This is a genomic window from Thalassospira sp. MCCC 1A01428 (assembly GCF_002115825.1).
Lineage (GTDB): Bacteria > Pseudomonadota > Alphaproteobacteria > Rhodospirillales > Thalassospiraceae > Thalassospira.
Window position 1 is genome coordinate 48469 of record NZ_JFJZ01000018.1, and the last position, 20059, is coordinate 68527.

Here is a 20059-nt window from a genome sequence, read left to right on the forward strand (position 1 = left end):
AGGGGGCTAGCATGAGCGAATTGCTCAGCGATAACAGCGCCGCGCTGAAAGATCTCAAAGATCTTTTAACGTCGCATTTTGGCGCCGATGTTATTGATACTGCGTACCGCTATGGCGAATTAACCGTCGTTGTTAAACGCGAATCAATTACGAATGTTTTGACATTCCTGCGCGATGATGCGGGTTGTCTGTTCAAGCAGCTTATCGATATTTGCGGGGTTGATTACCCGGAACGTGCCGAACGTTTCGAGGTCGTCTATCACTTGCTGTCGCTCAAGCATAACCTGCGCATCCGCGTTAAGGTTACCACCGACGAAGAAACGCCGGTTCCGACCGCTGTTGGTGTGTTTAGCGCCGCAGACTGGTTCGAGCGTGAAACCTGGGACATGTATGGCGTGTTTTTCGCCGGACATCCAGATCCGCGTCGTATTCTGACGGATTATGGTTTCGAGGGGCACCCGCTGCGCAAGGATTTCCCGCTGACAGGCTATGTCGAAGTTCGTTATGACGACGAACAGAAACGTGTTGTCTATGAGCCGGTGAAACTGGTGCAGGATTTCCGTAACTTTGATTTCGAAAGCCCGTGGGAAGGAATGCAAAGCATTCTTCCGGGCGACGAAAAGGCGGAGGGCAACGCCTGATGTCCGAGCAAAAAATTAAAAACATGACCCTTAACTTCGGCCCGCAGCACCCCGCGGCGCACGGGGTTTTGCGGCTTGTTCTCGAAATGGACGGCGAAGTTGTGGAACGTGCCGATCCGCATATCGGTTTGCTGCATCGTGGCACTGAAAAGCTGATCGAATATAAGACATACGTTCAGGCGACCCCGTATTTCGACCGCCTTGACTATGTTGCGCCGATGAATCAGGAGCATGCCTTCTGTCTGGCGATCGAGAAGCTGATGGGAATCGAGGTTCCCAAACGTGCCCAGTATATTCGTGTGCTTTATGCGGAAATCGGCCGTATTCTCAACCACATCCTTAACCTGACGACCTTCGCGCTGGACGTTGGTGCGATGACCCCGCTTCTTTGGGGTTTTGAAGAACGTGAAAAGCTCATGGAATTTTATGAGCGCGCCTGTGGCGCCCGTCTTCACGCCAACTATTTTCGCCCTGGCGGCGTTGCGGCTGATTTGCCTGCCGGCCTTCTCGAAGATATTTCGGCCTGGATTGATCAGTTCCCGAAATTTGTCAAAGACTTTGATCGGGTGTTGACGGGGAACCGTATTTTCAAGCAGCGTGCTGTGGGAATTGGTACCGTTTCGGCTGAAGAAGCCTTTGACTGGGGCTTTACCGGGCCAAATATTCGTGCATCGGGTATTGCCTGGGATTTGCGTAAATCCCAGCCTTACGATTCGTACGAAGATTTTGATTTTGACATTCCGGTTGGTAAATACGGCGACGTATATGATCGCTATCTGGTTCGTTTTGAAGAAATGAATCAGTCTTTGCGGATCATGCGCCAGGCTATCGACAAGATGCCGGATGGTCCGGTGATTGTGCAAAACAACAAGGTTGCTCCGCCGGCCCGTGCCGATATGAAGCGGTCGATGGAAGCCCTTATCCATCACTTCAAGTTGTTTACCGAAGGTTTCCACGTGCCGGCCGGCGAATGTTATGCCGCAGTTGAAGCCCCCAAAGGTGAGTTTGGCGTTTTCCTGGTGTCGGACGGATCGAACCGTCCGTATCGCTGCAAAATTCGCGCACCGGGATTTGCCCACCTGCAAGGCATGGATTTCATGTCGAAGGGTCATATGTTGGCTGACGTTGTTGCCAATATCGGTTCGCTTGACATTGTTTTCGGTGAGATTGACCGATGAGCCATTTAAGAAGACCAGCTCCGCGCGAGCTTCAGCCTACCAGTTTCGCGTTTACGCCCGAAAATATGGAAAAGGCGAAAAAGATCATCGCCAAATACCCCGAAGGTCGCCAGCAAAGTGCAACCATGCCGCTTCTCGATCTGGCCCAGCGTCAGACCGAAGGCAACTGGGTGCCGACTGTCGCCATGGACTATATTGCTGACATGCTCGATATGCCGGCAATCCGGGTCTATGAAGTGGCAACCTTCTACACCATGTATAATCTGGCACCGGTGGGGCAGAACTTTATTCAGGTTTGCACCACGACGCCATGCTGGCTGCGCGGGTCGTCTGAAATTGTCAAAATGTGCAAGGATGAACTTGGCATTGGCATTGGTGAAACCACCGAAGACGGTAAATTCACCCTGATCGAAGTTGAATGCCTTGGTGCGTGTGTTAATGCACCGATGATGCAGATTAACGACGATTATTATGAAGACCTGACCGGTGAAAGCACCAAGAGCATTCTTGACACGCTTAAACGCGGCGATAAACCCAAGGCGGGCCCGCAAAGCGGTCGTCGCGGGTGTGAACCGATTGATGGTCCCAAGGTTCTGAAAGCATTTTGTGGCTGTGGTGCTGCAGATCAGGCTGCTGAACCTAAAGACGGGGAGGCCTGATATGTTGCAGGATAAAGACCGGATTTTTACCAATCTGTATGGTTTTCAGGATTTTGGCCTGAAAGCGGCACAGGGGCGTGGTAACTGGGATGGTACAAAGGGACTGATCGAAAAAGGTCAGGACTGGATTATCGATGAAATGAAGGCATCGGGAATGCGCGGCCGTGGCGGCGCAGGTTTTCCGACTGGCCTGAAATGGTCGTTTATGCCCAAGGAATCCGATGGTCGCCCGCATTATCTGGTTGTGAACGCCGATGAAGGCGAACCGGGCACATGCAAAGACCGCGAGATTATGCGAAATGATCCGCATACCCTGATTGAAGGGTGCCTGCTGGCCAGTTTTGCCATGCGTGCGCATGCCGCCTATATTTATATTCGTGGTGAATTTTACCACGAGGCATCCAACTTGCAGCGTGCCATTGACGAAGCCTATGATGCTGGCCTGGTTGGTAAAAATGCCTGCGGTTCCGGCTGGGATTTCGACATTTACCTGCATCTTGGTGCCGGTGCGTATATTTGCGGTGAAGAAACAGCCCTGATCGAAAGCCTTGAAGGCAAAAAAGGTCAACCGCGTTTGAAACCGCCATTTCCGGCCAATGCAGGTTTGTATGGTTGCCCGACCACGGTGAACAACGTCGAGTCTATTGCCGCTGTTCCCGAAATTCTGCGTCGTGGTGGTGCCTGGTTCTCAAGCTTTGGGCGCGAGAAAAACCATGGGACCAAGCTGTTTGCCATTTCCGGCCATGTTGAAAAGCCCTGCACCGTTGAAGAAGCCATGAGCATCCCGCTGCGTGAGCTGATTGAACGCCATTGTGGTGGTGTTCGCGGCGGCTGGGACAATTTGCTGGCCGTTATCCCGGGCGGGTCATCGGTTCCGGTCCTGACCAAGGATGTGTGCGATGATGTCCTGATGGATTTCGATGCCTTGCGTGAAGTTGGATCAGGTCTTGGTACGGCGGCCGTTATCGTGATGGACAAGTCGACCGATATTGTTTACGCGATCGCACGCCTTTCCGAGTTTTACAAACATGAAAGTTGTGGCCAGTGCACGCCGTGCCGTGAAGGTACAGGCTGGATGATGCGCATGATGCAGCGCATGGTTCGCGGCGAGGCCACACTCGACGAAATCGACCTTTTGTGGGACGTGACCAAACAGGTCGAAGGCCACACCATTTGTGCGCTTGGAGATGCCGCCGCATGGCCGATCCAGGGCTTGATCCGTAATTTCCGTCCTGAAATGGAACGCCGGATCAAGGAATATCGCGCACGGATTGCGGCCTGAGAGAGGCCTGTTGAGAGGGATTGAGACATGCCGAAACTGACAGTTGACGGTATCGAAGTCGAAGTAGAAGCCGGAGCGACAGTTCTTCAGGCTTGTGAAGAAGCGGGAAAGGAAATTCCCCGTTTCTGTTATCACGAGCGCTTGTCGATTGCCGGTAACTGCCGCATGTGCCTGGTGGAAATGGAGCGTGCGCCAAAGCCGGTTGCGTCCTGTGCCATGCCAGCGGCTGATGGAATGGTGATTAAAACGGATTCCGACCTTGTAAAAAAGGCGCGCAATGGCGTGATGGAATTCCTGCTGATCAACCATCCGCTGGATTGCCCGATTTGTGACCAGGGTGGTGAATGTGACCTTCAGGATCAGGCAATGGCCTATGGTTTTGATGCGTCGCGCTACGCTGAAAAGAAACGTGCGGTAAAGGACAAGGAACTGGGGCCGATCGTTAAAACGATCATGACCCGTTGTATCCATTGCACCCGTTGCGTCCGTTTCTCGGAAGAAGTTGCCGGTGTTGGCACCATGGGTGCGGTTTACCGCGGTGAAGACACCGAAGTTGGACCTTATATCGAAGCGTCAATCAATTCAGAGCTTTCGGGCAACCTGATTGATTTGTGCCCGGTTGGTGCCTTGACCTCGAAGCCCTATGCGTTTACCGCGCGTCCGTGGGAACTGAAAAAAACCGATAGCGTCGACGTGATGGACGCGGTTGGTTCGAACATTCGTATTGATGCACGCGGGTCTGAAGTTTTGCGTGTTTTGCCGCGTCTGAACGAAGACGTGAACGAAGAATGGATTTCGGACAAAACTCGTTATGCTATTGACGGTTTGAAACGTCAGCGTCTTGACCGTCCTTATGTACGGGTTAACGGCAAACTGGCACCTGCCAGCTGGGACGAAGCTTTTGCTGCGATTAAAGCCCGCGTTTCCGGTCTTGACGGTAAAAAGATTGCAGCCCTTGCCGGTGACACCATCGATTGTGAATCCATGACGGCACTTAAGGATCTGATGGGCAAACTTGGCTCGGCAAATCTCGATTGCCGTCAGGATGGTGCAAAGATTGGTGGAACGCGTTCTTCCTATATCTTCAATTCAACGATTGCTGGTATCGAAGAGGCCGATGCGTGCCTGATCGTTGGGGCAAATGTTCGTGCTGAAGCGCCGATTATCAATTCACGTCTTCGCAAGCGCTGGCGTATGACCGCTGGTGATTTCCGTCTTGCCATTGTTGGCGAAAACTGGGATCCGACCTTCAAGCATGACTATCTTGGCGCAGGCCCGGAAACGCTGAGCGAAATTCTTGACGGCAAAAACGACTTTGCCAAGGTTCTTGAAAGCGCGTCTAAACCCATGATTATTTTGGGCATGGGTGCGTTGAATCGCGAAGATGGTGATGCCGTGTTGGCAACGGCGCGCGCGATTGCAGATAAATTTGGTCTGGTTACCGGTGAATGGAACGGCTTTAACGTTCTTCACACCGCAGCTGCGCGTGTTGGTGGCCTTGATCTTGGCTTTGTGCCGGGCGAGGGCGGGCTGTCGACTGGCGAGATCCTCGATGGTGCGGCCAAGGGCGATGTTGAAGTTGTCTATCTGCTTGGTGCCGACGAACTTGACATGTCCAAACTTTCCAAGGCTTTCGTGGTTTATCAGGGCTGCCTTGGTGATGCCGGTGCGCAGGTTGCAGATGTTATTCTGCCAGGTGCGGCCTACACGGAAAAGAACGGGACCTACGTTAATACCGAAGGTCGTGTTCAGTATGGCTGGCGTGCCGTATTCCCGGTCGGGGATGCCCGTGAAGACTGGAAGATCATTCGTGCGCTGTCAGCCAGCCTTGGCCTGACTTTGCCCTATGACAACATTGATGCAGTACGGACCCGCATGGTTGAAATCAACGATGTATTCGGCTCGGTTAATGTTCCGCGTAAAGCGGCATGGGGCGATTTCGGTAAGGCTGGTGTGATGAAGTCGGAAGGCTTTGCTTCACCGGTTCGCAATTTTTACATGACCGACCCGATCAGCCGGGCATCGGTGACGATGGCAAAATGTACTGAAGCCTTCGTCAAGGATGCGGCTGCCGGAAAGGTTGCCTGAGTTCGGGAACGGGCGGCGGGGAACCGTCGCCTTCTCTCGCTAGGGGGTGTCCCGATGACGGGACCAAACGCAAAAGATACGGTTTGACCGATGGAACTTCTTTGGGACGGATATATTCAGCCAGGAATTTGGATCGTCGCTAAAATCTTGGTGATCGTGCTTCCCTTGCTGATTGCTGTTGCCTATCTCACCTATGCGGAACGCAAGGTGATTGGCGCGATGCAAATGCGCAAAGGCCCGAACGTTGTTGGGCCTTTTGGCCTGTTGCAGCCACTGGCCGACGGCTTGAAGCTGTTTTTGAAGGAAACGGTCATTCCGACCAGTGCCAACAAGGCGGTGTTTCTGATTGCACCGATGTTGACCTTCATTCTCGCACTTGTCGCCTGGGCCGTGATCCCGTTTGGCGAAGGGTTGGTGGTTTCCAACCTTAACGTTGGTATTCTGTACCTGTTCGCCATTTCGTCACTTGGTGTTTACGGCATCGTGATGGCAGGCTGGGCGTCGAACTCCAAATACGCTTTTCTGGGTGCATTGCGCTCGGCGGCGCAGATGGTGTCCTATGAAATCTCGATCGGTCTGATCATTATTTCGGTTCTGCTGACCACCGGGTCGTTGAACCTTAGTGACATTGTTCTTGCGCAGTCGGGCGGGATCTGGAACTGGAACTTCATCTATCATCTGCCGATGTTTGTGATTTTCATTGTTTCGATCCTTGCGGAAACAAACCGCGCCCCGTTTGACCTTCCCGAAGCGGAAGCCGAACTGGTGTCGGGTTATAACGTTGATTATTCAGCAATGACCTTTGCGCTGTTTTTCCTTGGCGAATACGCCAACATGATTTTGATGAGCGCTCTTTGCGCGACCCTGTTTCTGGGGGGCTGGCAAGCGCCGTTGCCGTTCCTGGATTTCATTCCCGGTCCGTTATGGCTCATCATCAAGATCTGCATGGTTCTATTTATTTTCCTCTGGGTGCGTGCGACTTTCCCGCGTTACCGCTATGACCAGCTGATGCGCCTGGGCTGGAAGATTTTCCTGCCGCTGTCATTTGCCTGGGTCATGCTGGTTGCTACGTTCCTGGTAGTTTTCGACAAAGTCCCGGCCTGATCGCCGCGCATCGGGAAGAGAGAGGTAAACGATGTCATTTATAGATCGGACGGCCCGGAGTTTCCTGCTGGTGGAACTACTTTCCGGTATGGCGCTCACCTTCAAATATATGTTCAAGCCGAAGGTGACGCTGAATTATCCGTATGAAAAAGGTCCGCTGAGCCCGCGTTTCCGTGGCGAACATGCGCTGCGCCGATACCCGAACGGGGAAGAGCGCTGCATCGCATGCAAGTTGTGCGAAGCTATTTGTCCGGCACAGGCGATCACCATCGAGGTCGAACCGCGTCTTGACGGATCCCGTCGGACAACGCGTTACGACATTGATATGACGAAGTGCATTTACTGCGGTTTCTGCGAAGAAGCCTGCCCGGTGGATGCAATCGTTGAAGGTCCGAACTTTGAGTTCGCAACCGAAAACCGCGAGGAGCTTCTTTACGATAAAGACAAGCTTCTTGAAAATGGCGAGCGTTGGGAAGCCGAGCTTGCTGCACGATTGGAGGCAGACGCACCTTATCGGTAAGTGTCGCGTCTGATCGTTTGGAAAAAGTTCATGGAGCGCCTTCCGCCGCTTGCGGGGGCGTTTCGCCAAGGGGGTACCTTATGGTCGTACAGGCTTTGGCTTTCTATTTGTTCGCCATTATTGCAGTTATCTCTGCCGCCATGGTGGTAACTGTTCGCAACCCGGTTCATTCGGTGTTGTTTCTTATTCTGACGTTTTTCAACGCTGCCGGGCTGTTTGTCCTGTTGGGCGCTGAATTTCTCGCCATGCTTCTGGTTGTTGTGTATGTCGGCGCCATCGCAGTTTTGTTCATGTTCGTCGTCATGATGCTCGACATTAACTTTGTCGAAATGCGTGAAGGCTTTTTGAACTATCTGCCGATTGGTGTGCTGGTTGCCGCCGTATTATTTGTTGAGTTGGCCTTTGTTGGTGGCGGTTGGGTTATGACCGATGCCAAAATGGCTGCCATTGCCCAACCGGTTCCCGCCGGGGTTGGTAATGTCAATGCGTTGGGCATGCTGCTTTACACCGACTATGCTTATATCTTCCAGGCTGCCGGTCTGGTGTTGTTAACAGCAATGATCGGCGCAATCGTTCTGACCCTGCGTCATCGTGAAGGTGTCCGTCGCCAGAATATTTCCCAGCAGGTCCAGCGCCAGCGCGCCGAGACCCTTGAAATCAAAAAAGTACCGGTCGGTAGGGGGATCTGATGGAAATCGGACTTGCTCATTACCTGACTGTCGCTGCCATCCTGTTCACCCTCGGGATTTTCGGTATCTTCATGAACCGGAAGAACGTCATCATCATCATGATGTCGATCGAACTGATGCTGCTGGCAGTCAATATCAATTTTGTCGCGTTTTCGTCCTTTCTGGGCGATCTGGTCGGCCAGGTTTTCACCATCTTCGTTTTGACGGTTGCGGCGGCGGAAGCTGCCATCGGCCTTGCGATCCTGGTGGTTTATTTCCGTAATCGCGGCACGATCGCGGTTGAAGATATCAACATGATGAAGGGGTAAGGCACAGATATGTACGCTCTGATCGTTTTCCTGCCCCTTATCGCGGCCATCATTGCCGGTTTGATCACCCTTTCCGGGGCGATGAAAACGGCCAATGCACCTGCTGCCCATGATGATCATCATCACGGTGTTTCAACTTCCGACCGTTTGTCGCAGCTTGTAACTGTGGCTGGTGTGGTAACGGCGGCGGCCTTGTCCGTTGCTGCCTTTATCGACGTTGCCCTTAACGGCAATCCGGTAACGCTTGATCTGTTTACCTGGATCAGTTCGGGTGACTTCACGGCAAACTGGTCGCTTCGTTTTGATACGCTGACCTGCGTTATGCTGATTGTGGTAACCGGTGTGTCGTCGATGGTTCATATCTATTCCATCGGCTATATGTCGCACGACCCCGACAAACCCCGTTTTATGGCTTATCTCAGCCTGTTTACCTTTGCCATGCTGATGCTGGTAACGGCAGACAACCTGATCCAGCTGTTTTTCGGTTGGGAAGGCGTTGGTCTTGCATCTTATTTGCTGATTGGTTTCTGGTATTCCAAGCCGTCAGCCTCGGCTGCTGCGATCAAGGCGTTCCTGGTTAACCGTGTTGGCGACTTTGGTTTCGCACTGGGTATCTTTGCTGTTTATGTGCTGTTTGGCACGGTTCAGTTCGATACCATTTTTGCCAATGCTGAAGAAGTTTCCGGTGCCACGCTGGTATTTCTGGGACATGACTTTTCCGCGCTGAACATTGCCACCTTTCTGCTGTTCATTGGCGCGATGGGTAAATCGGCCCAGTTGGGCCTGCATACCTGGTTGCCAGATGCGATGGAAGGTCCGACGCCGGTTTCTGCGCTTATTCACGCAGCAACGATGGTGACAGCGGGTGTGTTCATGGTCGCGCGTTTGTCGCCGATCTTTGAATATGCCGAAACCACACTCGCGATCGTGACGGTTGTTGGTGCAACGACGGCATTCTTTGCGGCGACCATCGGTTGCGTTCAGAATGACATCAAACGCGTGATTGCCTATTCTACCTGTTCTCAGCTTGGCTATATGTTCTTTGCTTGCGGCGTTTCTGCCTATAGTGCCGGCGTATTTCACCTGATGACACATGGCTTCTTCAAGGCTTTGCTGTTCCTCAGTGCCGGTTCGGTCATCCATGCGATGTCTGACGAACAGGACATGCGCAAGATGGGCGGCATTGCAAAGATGGTACCGCTGACCTTTGGTGTCATGGTGATTGGGACCCTGGCCATTACCGGTGTTCCGGGGCTGGCTGGTTACTATTCCAAGGACATGATCATTGAAAGCGCGTTTGCCGCTCATACCGGTGTTGGTACTTATGCTTTCTGGATGGGTATCATTGCTGCCTTCATGACATCATTCTATAGCTGGCGTCTGATTTTCATGACCTTCTTTGGCGCCCCGCGTGCGGATGAACGCACCATGGCCCATGTTCATGAAAGCCCGGCTGTCATGACGGTTCCGTTGCTGATCCTGGCGGTTGGTGCAGTGTTCGCAGGCTGGTTTGCCGTAAACTGGTTTGGTGGCAATTACGAAGAAATGCTGTCCTTCTGGAACGGTGCGATCTTTGTTTCTGAAAACCATCAGGCGCTTGAACATTCTCATCATGTTCCCGAGTGGGTCAAAATGGCACCGTTTGTTGCCATGATGCTTGGCCTTGCTTTGGCTGTGCTGATGTATCGTCTGGTGCCGTCACTGCCGCGGACTTTGGCGAATACCTTTAACGGTATCTACCGCTTCTTGCTGAACAAATGGTATTTCGACGAGCTGTATAACGCGATCTTCGTCAAGCCGGCCTTTGCTTTGGGTCGTGGCTTCTGGAAGGCAGGCGATGGCGCCCTGATCGACGGTGTTGGTCCGGACGGTGTTGCTGCAGCGTGTCGTAATATTGCGCGGCGTGTCAGCGCCTTGCAAAGCGGCTTCGTCTACCACTATGCGTTTGCCATGCTGATCGGCATCGCGGCCTTGGTGTCTTACACAATCTGGAAGATGGGTTAACGGGCGATGAGTGAATGGCCAATTCTTTCGATCATCACTTTTTTGCCGCTATTGGGGGCATTTTTTATCCTCCTGATCCGCGGTGAAGAAGCGAATGTCGCCCGCAACTCGCGCTGGGTCGCGCTGTGGACGTCTGGATTTACTTTCCTGGCATCGCTGATGCTTTGGATCAACTTTGATACAACAACCGCAAATTTCCAGTTCGTCGAAAAGGCGGAATGGATGCCGGGCCTTAATGTGTCCTATCACATGGGCGTCGATGGTATTTCGGTTCTGTTTGTTATCCTCGCAACGTTCCTGACCCCGATCTGCATTCTTTCCGCATGGGAAGCTGTTCAGAAACGGGTCAAGGAATACATGATCGCGTTTCTGGTTCTTGAAACCATGATGGTCGGTATGTTCAGCTCGCTTGATGCCATGCTGTTCTACATCTTCTTTGAAGGTGTGCTGATTCCGATGTTTATCATCATTGGTGTCTGGGGTGGGCCGCGCCGTGTATATGCAGCTTTCAAGCTGTTCCTTTATACGTTGCTGGGTTCGGTTTTGATGCTGGTCGCGTTGATGGCAATGTATTTCGACGCTGGTACCAGCGACATTCCAACCCTGATGACACATACCTTCAGCTATCAGGCCCAGCTTTGGATGTGGCTTGCGTTCTTTGCTTCCTTTGCGGTCAAGGTGCCAATGTGGCCGGTCCACACCTGGTTGCCAGATGCCCACGTGGAAGCACCGACAGCAGGTTCAGTTATTCTGGCTGGCGTGTTGCTGAAAATGGGCGGTTATGGTTTCTTGCGGTTCTCGCTGCCGATGTTGCCGTTGGCATCGGAAACCTTTGCGCCGCTGATTTTTACCCTGTCGATTGTTGCCATTATCTATACATCCCTTGTCGCACTGGCACAGGAAGACATGAAAAAGCTGATCGCTTATTCCTCTGTCGCGCATATGGGTATTGTCACCGTGGGTGCCTTTACCTTTAATCAGCACGGTCTTGAGGGTTCGATCTTTCAGATGCTCAGCCACGGTGTGGTTTCGGGGGCCTTGTTCCTGTGTGTCGGTGTGGTTTATGACCGCATTCATACCCGTGAAATTGATGCCTATGGCGGGCTGGTACACCGGATGCCGGGATATGCCGTCACGTTCATGTTCTTTACCATGGCGTCGGTTGGTTTGCCGGGGACGGGTGGTTTCGTTGGCGAAATCATGACCCTTCTGGGGGCATTTGAAGCCAATACCTGGGTTGCATTTTTTGCCTCTACCGGTCTGATCCTCGGGGCTGCTTATGCGCTGTATCTTTATCGCCGGATCGTTTTTGGGGCCCTGACCAAGGAAAACCTGAAAAACATCCTCGATATGAGCCCGCGTGAATGGCTGCTGTTTGCACCGCTGATTATTGTTGTTTTCTGGATGGGGATTTACCCCAGCTCGTTCCTCGATATCATGCATGCATCGGTTCTGCATTTGGTCAACCAAGTTGAAACGGCGCAGGCCGCTGCGGCAAGTGCCGCGCAGCTTGCGGCGAATTAAGGGGAATGAACATGGGAGATTCTATGCTCAACCTCGGGGCGGCATTGCCCGAAATTTTTATGGCCGTGGCATCGCTTGCGTTGTTGATGCTGGGCGTTTTCACCGGCAAGGATCGTTCGTTCCGTACTGTTTCCTGGGCCGCGGTTGGTGCCATGGTTATCGCCCTGATCCTTGTGATCACGGGCGAGGGCGGGGCCGCTTTTTCGGGCCAGTTCCTGGCTGATCCGTTTGCGCGGTTCTGCAAGGTTCTGATCCTGATCGGTTCTGCACTTGGTGTGATCATGTCGATGAAGTTCGCTGAACGCGAACGGATGGCACGATTTGAATTTCCGATTCTGTTGATGCTGGCAACCCTTGGCATGATGGCGATGGTGTCGGCATCCGACATGCTCTCACTATATGTCGGCCTGGAATTGCAGAGTCTTGCGCTTTACGTTGTTGCGGCCATTCGTCGTGACACGGTGCGCGCCACGGAATCCGGCCTGAAATACTTTGTTCTGGGGTCTATTGCATCGGGCATGCTGCTTTATGGTATGTCGATGGTTTATGGCTTTACCGGGTCGACCAACTTTGCCGTTATTAGCGATGCGGTGAGCAATGGTGGCTTGTCGGTAGGTACTTTGGTTGGTCTGGCATTTATTTTTGCCGGTCTGTGCTTCAAGGTATCGGCTGCACCTTTCCACATGTGGACGCCGGATGTGTACGAAGGTGCCCCAACCCCGGTTACTGCCTTTTTCGCTGTTGCTCCGAAAATTGCCGGTCTGGCATTGTTCGTGCGTGTTGCGTTGGGGCCGTTTGCCCATGTCGTTGCTGACTGGCAACAGATCATTGTTCTGGTTTCCATCCTGTCGATGGTCTGGGGCTCGTTCGCGGCTTTGCGTCAGAACAATATCAAACGTCTGATGGCTTATTCATCCATTGGCCATGTCGGCTTTGCCCTTGTTGGCCTTGCCGCAGGAACCGAAGCCGGTGTCCAGGCTGTACTGGTATATCTGGGTATTTATCTGGTGATGAATATCGGCACCTTTGCCGTGATCCTGTCGATGCGTCGTCACGATCGTATGGTGGAAGAAATTGCCGATCTTTCAGGTCTGTCGCGGACCAAACCGTTAATGGCGGCTGTTAGTGCGCTTCTGATGTTCTCGATGGCCGGTATCCCGCCGCTCGCAGGGTTCTTTGGTAAGTTTTATGTGTTTAAGGCAGCGGTTGATTCCGGCCTGATTACCCTTGCAGTGATTGGTCTGGTGACGTCGGTTGTTAGCGCATATTACTATTTGCGCGTTATCAAGGTCATGTATTTCGATGAGCCCGTTGAAGGTTTTGACCGGAATGGCACCGAACTTAACGTGATCATGGCTGTTGCTACCATCATTATTCTGGTTTTTGCGTTCTTCCCGAACCCGTTAACCGATAGTGCTGCTGCGGCGGCGTCTGCCCTGTTCGGACATTGATATGACGGATCCTGTCGTTCGCCTTCCTAACGGATATGTTCTGCATTTCCACGAAGTCATCGACAGCACGAATGAAGAGGCAAAGCGCCTCGGAGATAAGGGCGCCCCTGGTGGCGCCCTTATTTGGGCCCGGCGCCAACTTGCAGGGCGGGGAAGACGCGGGCGGGAATGGAAGTCGCCTGTTGGCAATTTGTTTTTGTCATTGTTGCTCCGGCCTGATGGCCCATTACAGGAAACGGCCCGGCTGACATTTCTGGCGGCCCTGGCAATGGCCGAAGCCATTGATATGGTCACGGCAAGGCAGGTTGTCGCACAATGTAAATGGCCCAATGACCTTATGGTAGATGGGCGCAAGCTGTGTGGTATATTGCTTGAAAGTGCCTCTGTCTCTGGTCGTGATACCGATTATCTGGTGATTGGGACGGGGGTGAATATTGCGTTTCATCCTGATGATAGTGAACGTCCTTCGATATCACTTGCCAGTTTGGGCGCGATGATCCGTACCGAAGATCTGATTTCTGCCTATGCTTCCCGAATGGACGATTTATTGGACCAGTGGCACATACATGGCTTTGATGCCGTGCGTGAAAGCTGGCTGGCACGCGCGTATGGTTTTGGCGACCCTATTGTTGCCAGGTTAAGTGAACGAACCCTTGCTGGAACTTTCGTCGGGCTTGATCACGGCGGTTCGTTGATTTTAAAAGACCAAGAGGGCATTGAACATATTATCGGTGCTGGCGAAGTGTTTTTTAAAAGCTGATCCGGTAATTCTTTAAGTGCAGGTCCAATATATAGGACCGGGACGTTTCTGGCGTTTTAACCAGGGAACCATGATCGACCATGTTGCTGGCAATAGATGCTGGAAATACCAATATCGTTTTTGCTGTATTTGATGGGGATACCATTAAAGGACAGTGGCGCTGTTCTACGACAGTTGAGCGGACAGCAGACGAACTGGGTGTCTGGCTTCATCATCTTTTTGAATTATCAGGTGTGCCGCGTACCGCGATTAGCGGAGCGATTATTGCAACGGTGGTGCCTGCGGCCGAGTTCAGTTTGAAAACCCTGTGTCGTCAATATTTTAATGTTGAGCCAATGGTTGTTGGGACGCCCAATGTTGATTTGAAAATGAAAATCATCATGGATCGCCCTAGTGAAGTTGGCGCAGATCGCCTGGTAAATGCTGTTGCTGCACATCGTTTGTTTGGGGGGCCATTGGTTGTGCTGGATTTCGGAACAGCGACGACCTTTGATGTTGTTGACGGGCAGGGCAATTATTTGGGCGGGGTAATTGCACCGGGTGTCAATTTATCCATTAAGGCCCTGCACATGGCGGCGGCCCAGTTGCCAATGGTTGCTGTCGAGGCCCCCGGCAATGTTGTTGGCAAAAATACAATCGAAGCTATGCAGTCCGGTGTTTACTGGGGCTATATTTCCATGATCGAAGGACTGTTGATGCGTATTCGTCATCAGCAAAACGAACCGGCAATGAAAGTTGTGGCTACCGGTGGTCTGGCCCCGTTATTTGCGCGCGCGATTGACGAAATTGGTCATTCGCATGGTGATTTGACGATGATGGGCCTTTTGATGATATATCGTCAGAATTTGGAAAACGACAAAGCCGGACATTTGGCGTAAAAGAATTATGTTATTGGCTGCGTATGGTTTTTCATACGCATGCAATCGGTTTGATCGAAAAAGTGAGGTTTCGTGGATTTGTTTTTGCCAAAGGATGAGTTGCTGTTTGTCCCGCTGGGTGGTTCCGGCGAGATCGGGATGAACCTTAATCTCTATGGCTATAATGACCAGTGGTTAATGGTTGATATGGGGGTTTCTTTTGGTGAGGAGGGTTTGCCTGGCGTAGACGTTGTCATGCCGGACCCGACCTTTATCGAAGACCGCAAAGACAAACTCCTGGGCCTGGTTTTAACCCACGCGCATGAAGATCATCTTGGGGCGGTTCCCTATATGTGGCCGCGCTTGCGTTGCCCTATTTATGCAACGCCGTTTGCCGCCGAATTTTTACGAGCCAAACTGGCCGAAACCGATTTTGCTGATCAGGTGCCCATTCACGAAGTTGAACTGGGCGGTCGCTTTAAGCTGGGCGCATTTGATATCGAAATGGTCACCATGACCCATTCGATACTGGAGCCAAACGCCCTTGCAATTCGTACCCCCAAAGGGCTGGTTGTGCATACGGGCGACTGGAAGTTCGATCCCGATCCGCAAATCGGCAGTGCAGCGGATATGGCAAAGCTGGAAGCCCTGGGCGACGAGGGCGTGAACGCCCTGATTTGTGACTCGACCAATGTATTTTCCCAAGGCGAAACCGGTTCGGAAGGGCAAGTCGCACGTAATTTGGCAGATTTGTTTGCCAAAACCCCGACCGGTCGTATTGCCATCGCCTGTTTTGCCACGAATGTAGCGCGTATTCAGTCGATTATCGAGGCTGCTCACGAAAACGGACGCTGCGTTGCCCTGGCAGGCCGGTCCATGCGCCGGGTTACGGAAGCGGCAAAAAAGGTGGGTTATCTTACGGGGTATCCCAACCTTTTATCTGATGAAGATGCGATGGAAGTTCCCAAGGATCAGGTGTTATTGATTTGCACCGGATCACAAGGTGAACCCCGTGCCGCAATGGCCCGCATCGCGCGGGGAGAACACCCGACAATCCAGCTTGATGCCGGCGATACGGTTGTCTTTTCGGCGCGTGAAATTCCCGGTAACGAAAAATCGATCGGGTTTATTCAGAATGCGCTGATTAAACGGGGGATCAACGTGATTACCGCCCGTGACGAACCAATTCATGTTTCGGGCCACCCGGGGCGGGCTGATCTTGCGCGCATGTATCAGTTGACCCGGCCAAAAATTCTGGTGCCCGTTCATGGGGAACCTCGCCACTTGCGAGAGCAGGCCAATCTGGGACGGGAATGCCAGATACCTGAAACAGTGGTCCCCCATGATGGCACGGTTATTCGCCTGTCTCCGGGCTTTGCCAGTGTGATTGAGGAAGTTGATACTGGTATTCTATGCCTGGATGGTGGGCGGCTGATCAAGCGGGATTCCAATACCATTCGTAACCGTAATCGCATCATGTGGAATGGCGTGATGTTTGTGACCGTCGTGCTTAATCAGTTTGGTGAAATGGTGGGCGAGCCCATGATTACCGCCCCCAGTCTTTTTGACGAAGCTGATGATGACGTTCAATTAAACCGGTTTGCTGCTGAAATTGGCAATCGTGTTGATCAGCTCGACGATGATGAAGTGTTGAACGATTCCGCAGTAATTTTGGCCATTCGCCAAGCCGTGCGCCGACCCATTCGCCAGCGTCAGGGCAAACGTCCATTGATCGAAGTTCATTTGATGCGTGTAACCGAAGAATAATGCGTATTGCCCCGATCCGCCTGAAAGGGCCGGGGCAATATCTGTTTTAATCAGGATGCAATCAGGAGCCCGCGATGATTGGCCGTCTAAATCATGTTGCCATTGCCGTTCCCGATCTGGATGAAGGCATACGCCTTTACCGTGATGTGCTGGGTGCGCATGTTTCCGAACCGCAAGATGAGCCTGATCATGGCGTTCGCGTGGTTTTTGTCGAATTGCCCAATACCAAAATTGAATTGTTATATCCGTTGGGTGACAATTCGCCGATCCTGGCATTTCTGGAAAAAAATACCGCCGGTGGCATTCATCATGTTTGTTATGAGGTTGAGGATATTCTGGTTGCACGCGACCGTTTAGTTGCGCAAGGTGCGCGTATTCTTGGAACGGGCGAACCAAAGATCGGTGCGCATGGCAAACCGGTTCTGTTTTTGCATCCCAAGGATTTTAATGGCACGCTGGTTGAGCTTGAACAAAGCTGAGAAAGGGTAACGGCTTTTTTATAGTCGGCTTAACTGTTTATGTAAGGATATCCCATGGGCTGGTTTTCGGGTTTGGTCACCTATCTGATCATTTGGTGGCTGGTTTTGTTCACGGTCTTGCCGGTTGGGGTCCGTCGGCAGGAAGTTGTTGAAAAAGGCCATGATAGTGGTGCGCCGCAAAACCCGCATATGTGGAAAAAAATACTGGCGACATCGTTGATATCGGCAATTCTGTGGGGCGTGGCATATTTTGTGATTACCAGTGGCCTGATTGATATTCGCCCGGCAGCTGACGCCTTTAAATAGGTGCAGTAAATATACCTGATGTCGTAAAAAGGGGAAATCTTTCAGGATTTCTCTTTTTTTGTTGGGAGATTATCCTTGCGGGAACAAAAAAAAAGCAAGATCCTAAGATCTTGCTTTAGCGCTATTTTATAGCTGTTTTCCCGTTATCTTTATTACTTCCTCCTAGACCTGGGCTCATTGGCACAGGTTTCTATTCGACGTCGCGCCTGCTTCTTTTGTGCTTATTGGCAAAAAAGCCTCCCGCATTTTATGAGCGGCTGCGGATCGTCTGTCCGTTACGATCTTGCGTCGTTTCAGGACGGTTAAAAAGCCATATAATTCACGATTATGCAAGATGTTTTGACCAAACTTCACAAATGCATGTAACGTTGTGTAACAAAATTATGTTACGTCAAATAGTTAGAAGGTGTTTTTGCCATGAAGCTGTTTGTTTGTTCGCGCTTTAAAAGGGCGTGTTTACAGGTGCTTGTGCCTGTTTTTGCCGTAATTACAGCGCTGATGAATCCTGTTTTTGCTGCGGATTCTGCACAAAAAGATTCGGGTGCATCAAGTACCCCAACCGTGACGGTGACCAAGGATGCCTGTCAGGCTGTGGTGGCATATCAAGCGGATGCCGGTGTTGCGTATCAACCCGGCGTTGACGTTAATGGCAAAGCCGTAACGCCTGCCGAAGGCCCCGGGGTAGAAACAAATCCGATTATCCTGCCGGATGTGATCGAATTTCCCGTCACGATCGATTTTTTTAAATTTGCCGGTATTTCGACACCGGCAGGAATTAGCGGCGAGGGAGACCTTGGCCGGATTACATATCGCAACGGTCAAGTCTATTTTAATGACAAACCAATTGGAAATGCTGCCCACAATGCCGATTTGATTGCAGCATGTCAGGCTGCGGGGTATCGTTGATCCTCTTGGAAGATGCGTGCAGGGAATTTTATATGGTTCAGGTCTGATGTTTTCTTAGATTTTGGTCCGGGTCTATTCCGGCAAATTTCAAGTTCCGTCTTGCCTTTCCGCTGTGGCTGTCGCATGTTCCGGGCAAGATTTTTGGTAATTGTTACCTTCCCAGATTGCTTTATTACGAGGCATTGATGCGTCTTTCCCAGTTCTTCCTGCCCACCCTTAAAGAAACCCCGTCAGAAGCGCAGATCGTTTCTCATCGGTTGATGTTGCGCGCCGGGATGGTGCGGCAGCTTTCGGCTGGCATTTATTCCTGGCTGCCGCTGGGATATCGCGTTCTCAAAAAGATCGAACAGATTGTTCGTGAAGAGCAGGATGCCATTGGCTGTAACGAACTGCTGATGCCAACCATTCAGCCTGCCGAGTTGTGGGAGGAAAGTGGCCGTTATGAAGATTACGGGCTGGAAATGCTGCGCATTACCGATCGACATGATCGCAACATGCTGTTTGGGCCGACCAATGAAGAAGTCATTACGGATATTTTCCGTAAAGATATTCGGTCCTATAAGCAGGTGCCGCAGATGTTGTACCATATTCAGTGGAAATTCCGTGACGAGATCCGCCCGCGCTTTGGCGTGATGCGGGGTCGCGAATTTCTGATGAAAGATGCGTATTCGTTCGATATCGACTACGAAAGCTCGCGTCATGCCTATAACAAAATGTTTTTGGCCTATTGCCGGACATTTTCGCGACTGGGCGTGAAGGCCATTCCGATGGTTGCCGATACCGGCCCGATCGGTGGCGATTTAAGCCATGAATTCATTATTCTGGCGGAAACCGGTGAAAGCGAAGTTTTCTGCGATAAGAAATGGCTGGAAAAAGACCTGACCGGGCAGGGTGTTGATTTAAATGATCGCACCAACCTTGAAGGCTGGGTCCAGACCACGCTGGAAGATTACGCCGCGACCGACGAAAAACACGTGGCCGAAGATTGCCCGGTTGCAAGTGGTGACCTGATTGCCACGCGTGGCATTGAAGTTGGTCATATCTTCCATTTTGGCAGCAAATATTCCGAACCGATGGGGGCAACTGTTCTGGGCCCTGATGGCAAGGAAGTGCCGGTCATGATGGGGTCGTATGGAATTGGTGTGTCCCGTCTTGTTGGTGCCCTGATTGAGGCGTCACACGATGAAAACGGCATTATCTGGCCCGAAGAAGTGGCCCCTTTCCGGGTTGGTCTGATCAATTTGCGGACCGGTGACGATGCGTGTGATGCAGCCTGCGAAGATATTTATGGCAAACTCAAAAATGCCAAAATTGATGTGCTGTATGACGACCGTGACATTCGTGCCGGCGGTAAGTTTGCCGATATGGACCTGATCGGCTTGCCCTGGCAGATCGTGATTGGGCCCAAAGGGTTGGCCAATGGTGTTGTGGAGCTTAAAAACCGTAAATCCGGTGAACGTTCCGAAGTCACCCTTGAGGCTGCCTTTAGCCAGATCGGTATCTGATGCCGGATACGGGGCGGGATGACCGCCCCGT

19 protein-coding genes are annotated in these 20059 nt (G+C 51.9%); all 19 read left to right on the forward strand.

The window, feature by feature from the left end:
- Positions 1-11: 11 nt before the first annotated feature.
- The 19 genes from THS27_RS14530 to proS all read left to right on the forward strand — a co-directional run bounded on the left by THS27_RS14530 (position 12) and on the right by proS (position 20028).
- Positions 12-641 carry an NADH-quinone oxidoreductase subunit C gene (locus THS27_RS14530; protein WP_085592078.1) on the forward strand — a complete coding sequence of 210 codons (630 nt, stop codon included), beginning with the start codon at positions 12-14 and terminating at the stop codon, positions 639-641.
- Positions 641-1819 (forward strand): NADH-quinone oxidoreductase subunit D, encoded by a 1179-nt coding sequence (locus tag THS27_RS14535; protein ID WP_085592080.1) that lies wholly within the window; start codon positions 641-643, stop codon positions 1817-1819. The genes THS27_RS14530 and THS27_RS14535 overlap by 1 nt, the downstream gene beginning before the upstream one ends.
- Positions 1816-2478, forward strand: coding sequence for an NADH-quinone oxidoreductase subunit NuoE (gene nuoE, locus THS27_RS14540; RefSeq protein ID WP_085592082.1), 663 nt, complete (start codon positions 1816-1818; stop codon positions 2476-2478). Before THS27_RS14535 ends, nuoE begins: the two co-directional genes overlap by 4 nt.
- A gap of 1 nt (position 2479) precedes the next feature.
- Positions 2480-3760 carry an NADH-quinone oxidoreductase subunit NuoF gene (gene nuoF, locus THS27_RS14545; RefSeq protein ID WP_085592083.1) on the forward strand — a complete coding sequence of 427 codons (1281 nt, stop codon included), beginning with the start codon at positions 2480-2482 and terminating at the stop codon, positions 3758-3760.
- A 27-nt stretch (positions 3761-3787) separates the two neighbouring features.
- Positions 3788-5848 (forward strand): NADH-quinone oxidoreductase subunit NuoG, encoded by a 2061-nt coding sequence (gene nuoG, locus THS27_RS14550; protein WP_085592085.1) that lies wholly within the window; start codon positions 3788-3790, stop codon positions 5846-5848.
- Positions 5849-5938: 90 nt separating this feature from the next.
- Positions 5939-6952 (forward strand): NADH-quinone oxidoreductase subunit NuoH, encoded by a 1014-nt coding sequence (gene nuoH / locus THS27_RS14555; protein ID WP_085592087.1) that lies wholly within the window; start codon positions 5939-5941, stop codon positions 6950-6952.
- A gap of 31 nt (positions 6953-6983) precedes the next feature.
- Positions 6984-7472, forward strand: coding sequence for an NADH-quinone oxidoreductase subunit NuoI (nuoI, locus tag THS27_RS14560; protein WP_073954581.1), 489 nt, complete (start codon positions 6984-6986; stop codon positions 7470-7472).
- Positions 7473-7552: 80 nt separating this feature from the next.
- Positions 7553-8161, forward strand: coding sequence for an NADH-quinone oxidoreductase subunit J (locus THS27_RS14565; protein WP_085592089.1), 609 nt, complete (start codon positions 7553-7555; stop codon positions 8159-8161).
- Positions 8161-8469: an NADH-quinone oxidoreductase subunit NuoK gene (nuoK, locus tag THS27_RS14570; protein ID WP_022732390.1), complete on the forward strand. Its 309-nt coding sequence runs from the start codon at positions 8161-8163 to the stop codon at positions 8467-8469. Before THS27_RS14565 ends, nuoK begins: the two co-directional genes overlap by 1 nt.
- A gap of 9 nt (positions 8470-8478) precedes the next feature.
- Positions 8479-10473, forward strand: coding sequence for an NADH-quinone oxidoreductase subunit L (nuoL, locus tag THS27_RS14575; RefSeq protein ID WP_085592091.1), 1995 nt, complete (start codon positions 8479-8481; stop codon positions 10471-10473).
- A 6-nt stretch (positions 10474-10479) separates the two neighbouring features.
- On the forward strand, positions 10480-11997 hold the full coding sequence (locus THS27_RS14580; RefSeq protein WP_085592093.1) for an NADH-quinone oxidoreductase subunit M: 1518 nt from the start codon (positions 10480-10482) through the stop codon (positions 11995-11997).
- A gap of 11 nt (positions 11998-12008) precedes the next feature.
- Positions 12009-13448, forward strand: a complete 1440-nt coding sequence (nuoN, locus tag THS27_RS14585) for an NADH-quinone oxidoreductase subunit NuoN (RefSeq protein ID WP_371455678.1) — start codon at positions 12009-12011, stop codon at positions 13446-13448.
- Between the two features lies 1 nt (position 13449).
- A complete protein-coding gene (locus tag THS27_RS14590) occupies positions 13450-14208 on the forward strand; it encodes a biotin--[acetyl-CoA-carboxylase] ligase (RefSeq protein ID WP_085592096.1) in 759 nt (252 codons plus the stop codon).
- Between the two features lie 80 nt (positions 14209-14288).
- The gene (locus THS27_RS14595) at positions 14289-15086 is read left to right on the forward strand and encodes a type III pantothenate kinase (RefSeq protein WP_085592098.1); all 798 of its coding nucleotides are present in this window, start codon (positions 14289-14291) and stop codon (positions 15084-15086) included.
- 84 nt (positions 15087-15170) lie between these two features.
- Complete coding sequence (locus THS27_RS14600) at positions 15171-16832, forward strand: ribonuclease J (protein ID WP_085592140.1); 1662 nt, start codon at positions 15171-15173, stop codon at positions 16830-16832.
- Positions 16833-16906: 74 nt separating this feature from the next.
- Positions 16907-17311: a methylmalonyl-CoA epimerase gene (gene mce / locus THS27_RS14605; RefSeq protein ID WP_085592099.1), complete on the forward strand. Its 405-nt coding sequence runs from the start codon at positions 16907-16909 to the stop codon at positions 17309-17311.
- Positions 17312-17365: 54 nt separating this feature from the next.
- Entirely contained in the window at positions 17366-17617 is a 252-nt protein-coding gene (locus tag THS27_RS14610) for a DUF1467 family protein (RefSeq protein ID WP_085592101.1), read from the forward strand.
- A gap of 417 nt (positions 17618-18034) precedes the next feature.
- Entirely contained in the window at positions 18035-18523 is a 489-nt protein-coding gene (locus THS27_RS14615) for a hypothetical protein (protein WP_085592103.1), read from the forward strand.
- Positions 18524-18708: 185 nt separating this feature from the next.
- On the forward strand, positions 18709-20028 hold the full coding sequence (gene proS / locus THS27_RS14620; protein WP_085592105.1) for a proline--tRNA ligase: 1320 nt from the start codon (positions 18709-18711) through the stop codon (positions 20026-20028).
- Positions 20029-20059: the final 31 nt, after the last annotated feature.

Bases quoted from the DNA above. Each gene is read 5' to 3' on its own strand.
- THS27_RS14530 (WP_085592078.1), top strand. From the start codon at position 12: ATGAGCGAATTGCTCAGCGATAACAGCGCCGCGCTGAAAGATCTCAAA.
- THS27_RS14535 (WP_085592080.1), top strand. From the start codon at position 641: ATGTCCGAGCAAAAAATTAAAAACATGACCCTTAACTTCGGCCCGCAG.
- nuoE (WP_085592082.1), top strand. From the start codon at position 1,816: ATGAGCCATTTAAGAAGACCAGCTCCGCGCGAGCTTCAGCCTACCAGT.
- nuoF (WP_085592083.1), top strand. From the start codon at position 2,480: ATGTTGCAGGATAAAGACCGGATTTTTACCAATCTGTATGGTTTTCAG.
- nuoG (WP_085592085.1), top strand. From the start codon at position 3,788: ATGCCGAAACTGACAGTTGACGGTATCGAAGTCGAAGTAGAAGCCGGA.
- nuoH (WP_085592087.1), top strand. From the start codon at position 5,939: ATGGAACTTCTTTGGGACGGATATATTCAGCCAGGAATTTGGATCGTC.
- nuoI (WP_073954581.1), top strand. From the start codon at position 6,984: ATGTCATTTATAGATCGGACGGCCCGGAGTTTCCTGCTGGTGGAACTA.
- THS27_RS14565 (WP_085592089.1), top strand. From the start codon at position 7,553: ATGGTCGTACAGGCTTTGGCTTTCTATTTGTTCGCCATTATTGCAGTT.
- nuoK (WP_022732390.1), top strand. From the start codon at position 8,161: ATGGAAATCGGACTTGCTCATTACCTGACTGTCGCTGCCATCCTGTTC.
- nuoL (WP_085592091.1), top strand. From the start codon at position 8,479: ATGTACGCTCTGATCGTTTTCCTGCCCCTTATCGCGGCCATCATTGCC.
- THS27_RS14580 (WP_085592093.1), top strand. From the start codon at position 10,480: ATGAGTGAATGGCCAATTCTTTCGATCATCACTTTTTTGCCGCTATTG.
- nuoN (WP_371455678.1), top strand. From the start codon at position 12,009: ATGGGAGATTCTATGCTCAACCTCGGGGCGGCATTGCCCGAAATTTTT.
- THS27_RS14590 (WP_085592096.1), top strand. From the start codon at position 13,450: ATGACGGATCCTGTCGTTCGCCTTCCTAACGGATATGTTCTGCATTTC.
- THS27_RS14595 (WP_085592098.1), top strand. From the start codon at position 14,289: ATGTTGCTGGCAATAGATGCTGGAAATACCAATATCGTTTTTGCTGTA.
- mce (WP_085592099.1), top strand. From the start codon at position 16,907: ATGATTGGCCGTCTAAATCATGTTGCCATTGCCGTTCCCGATCTGGAT.
- THS27_RS14610 (WP_085592101.1), top strand. From the start codon at position 17,366: ATGGGCTGGTTTTCGGGTTTGGTCACCTATCTGATCATTTGGTGGCTG.
- THS27_RS14615 (WP_085592103.1), top strand. From the start codon at position 18,035: ATGAAGCTGTTTGTTTGTTCGCGCTTTAAAAGGGCGTGTTTACAGGTG.
- proS (WP_085592105.1), top strand. From the start codon at position 18,709: ATGCGTCTTTCCCAGTTCTTCCTGCCCACCCTTAAAGAAACCCCGTCA.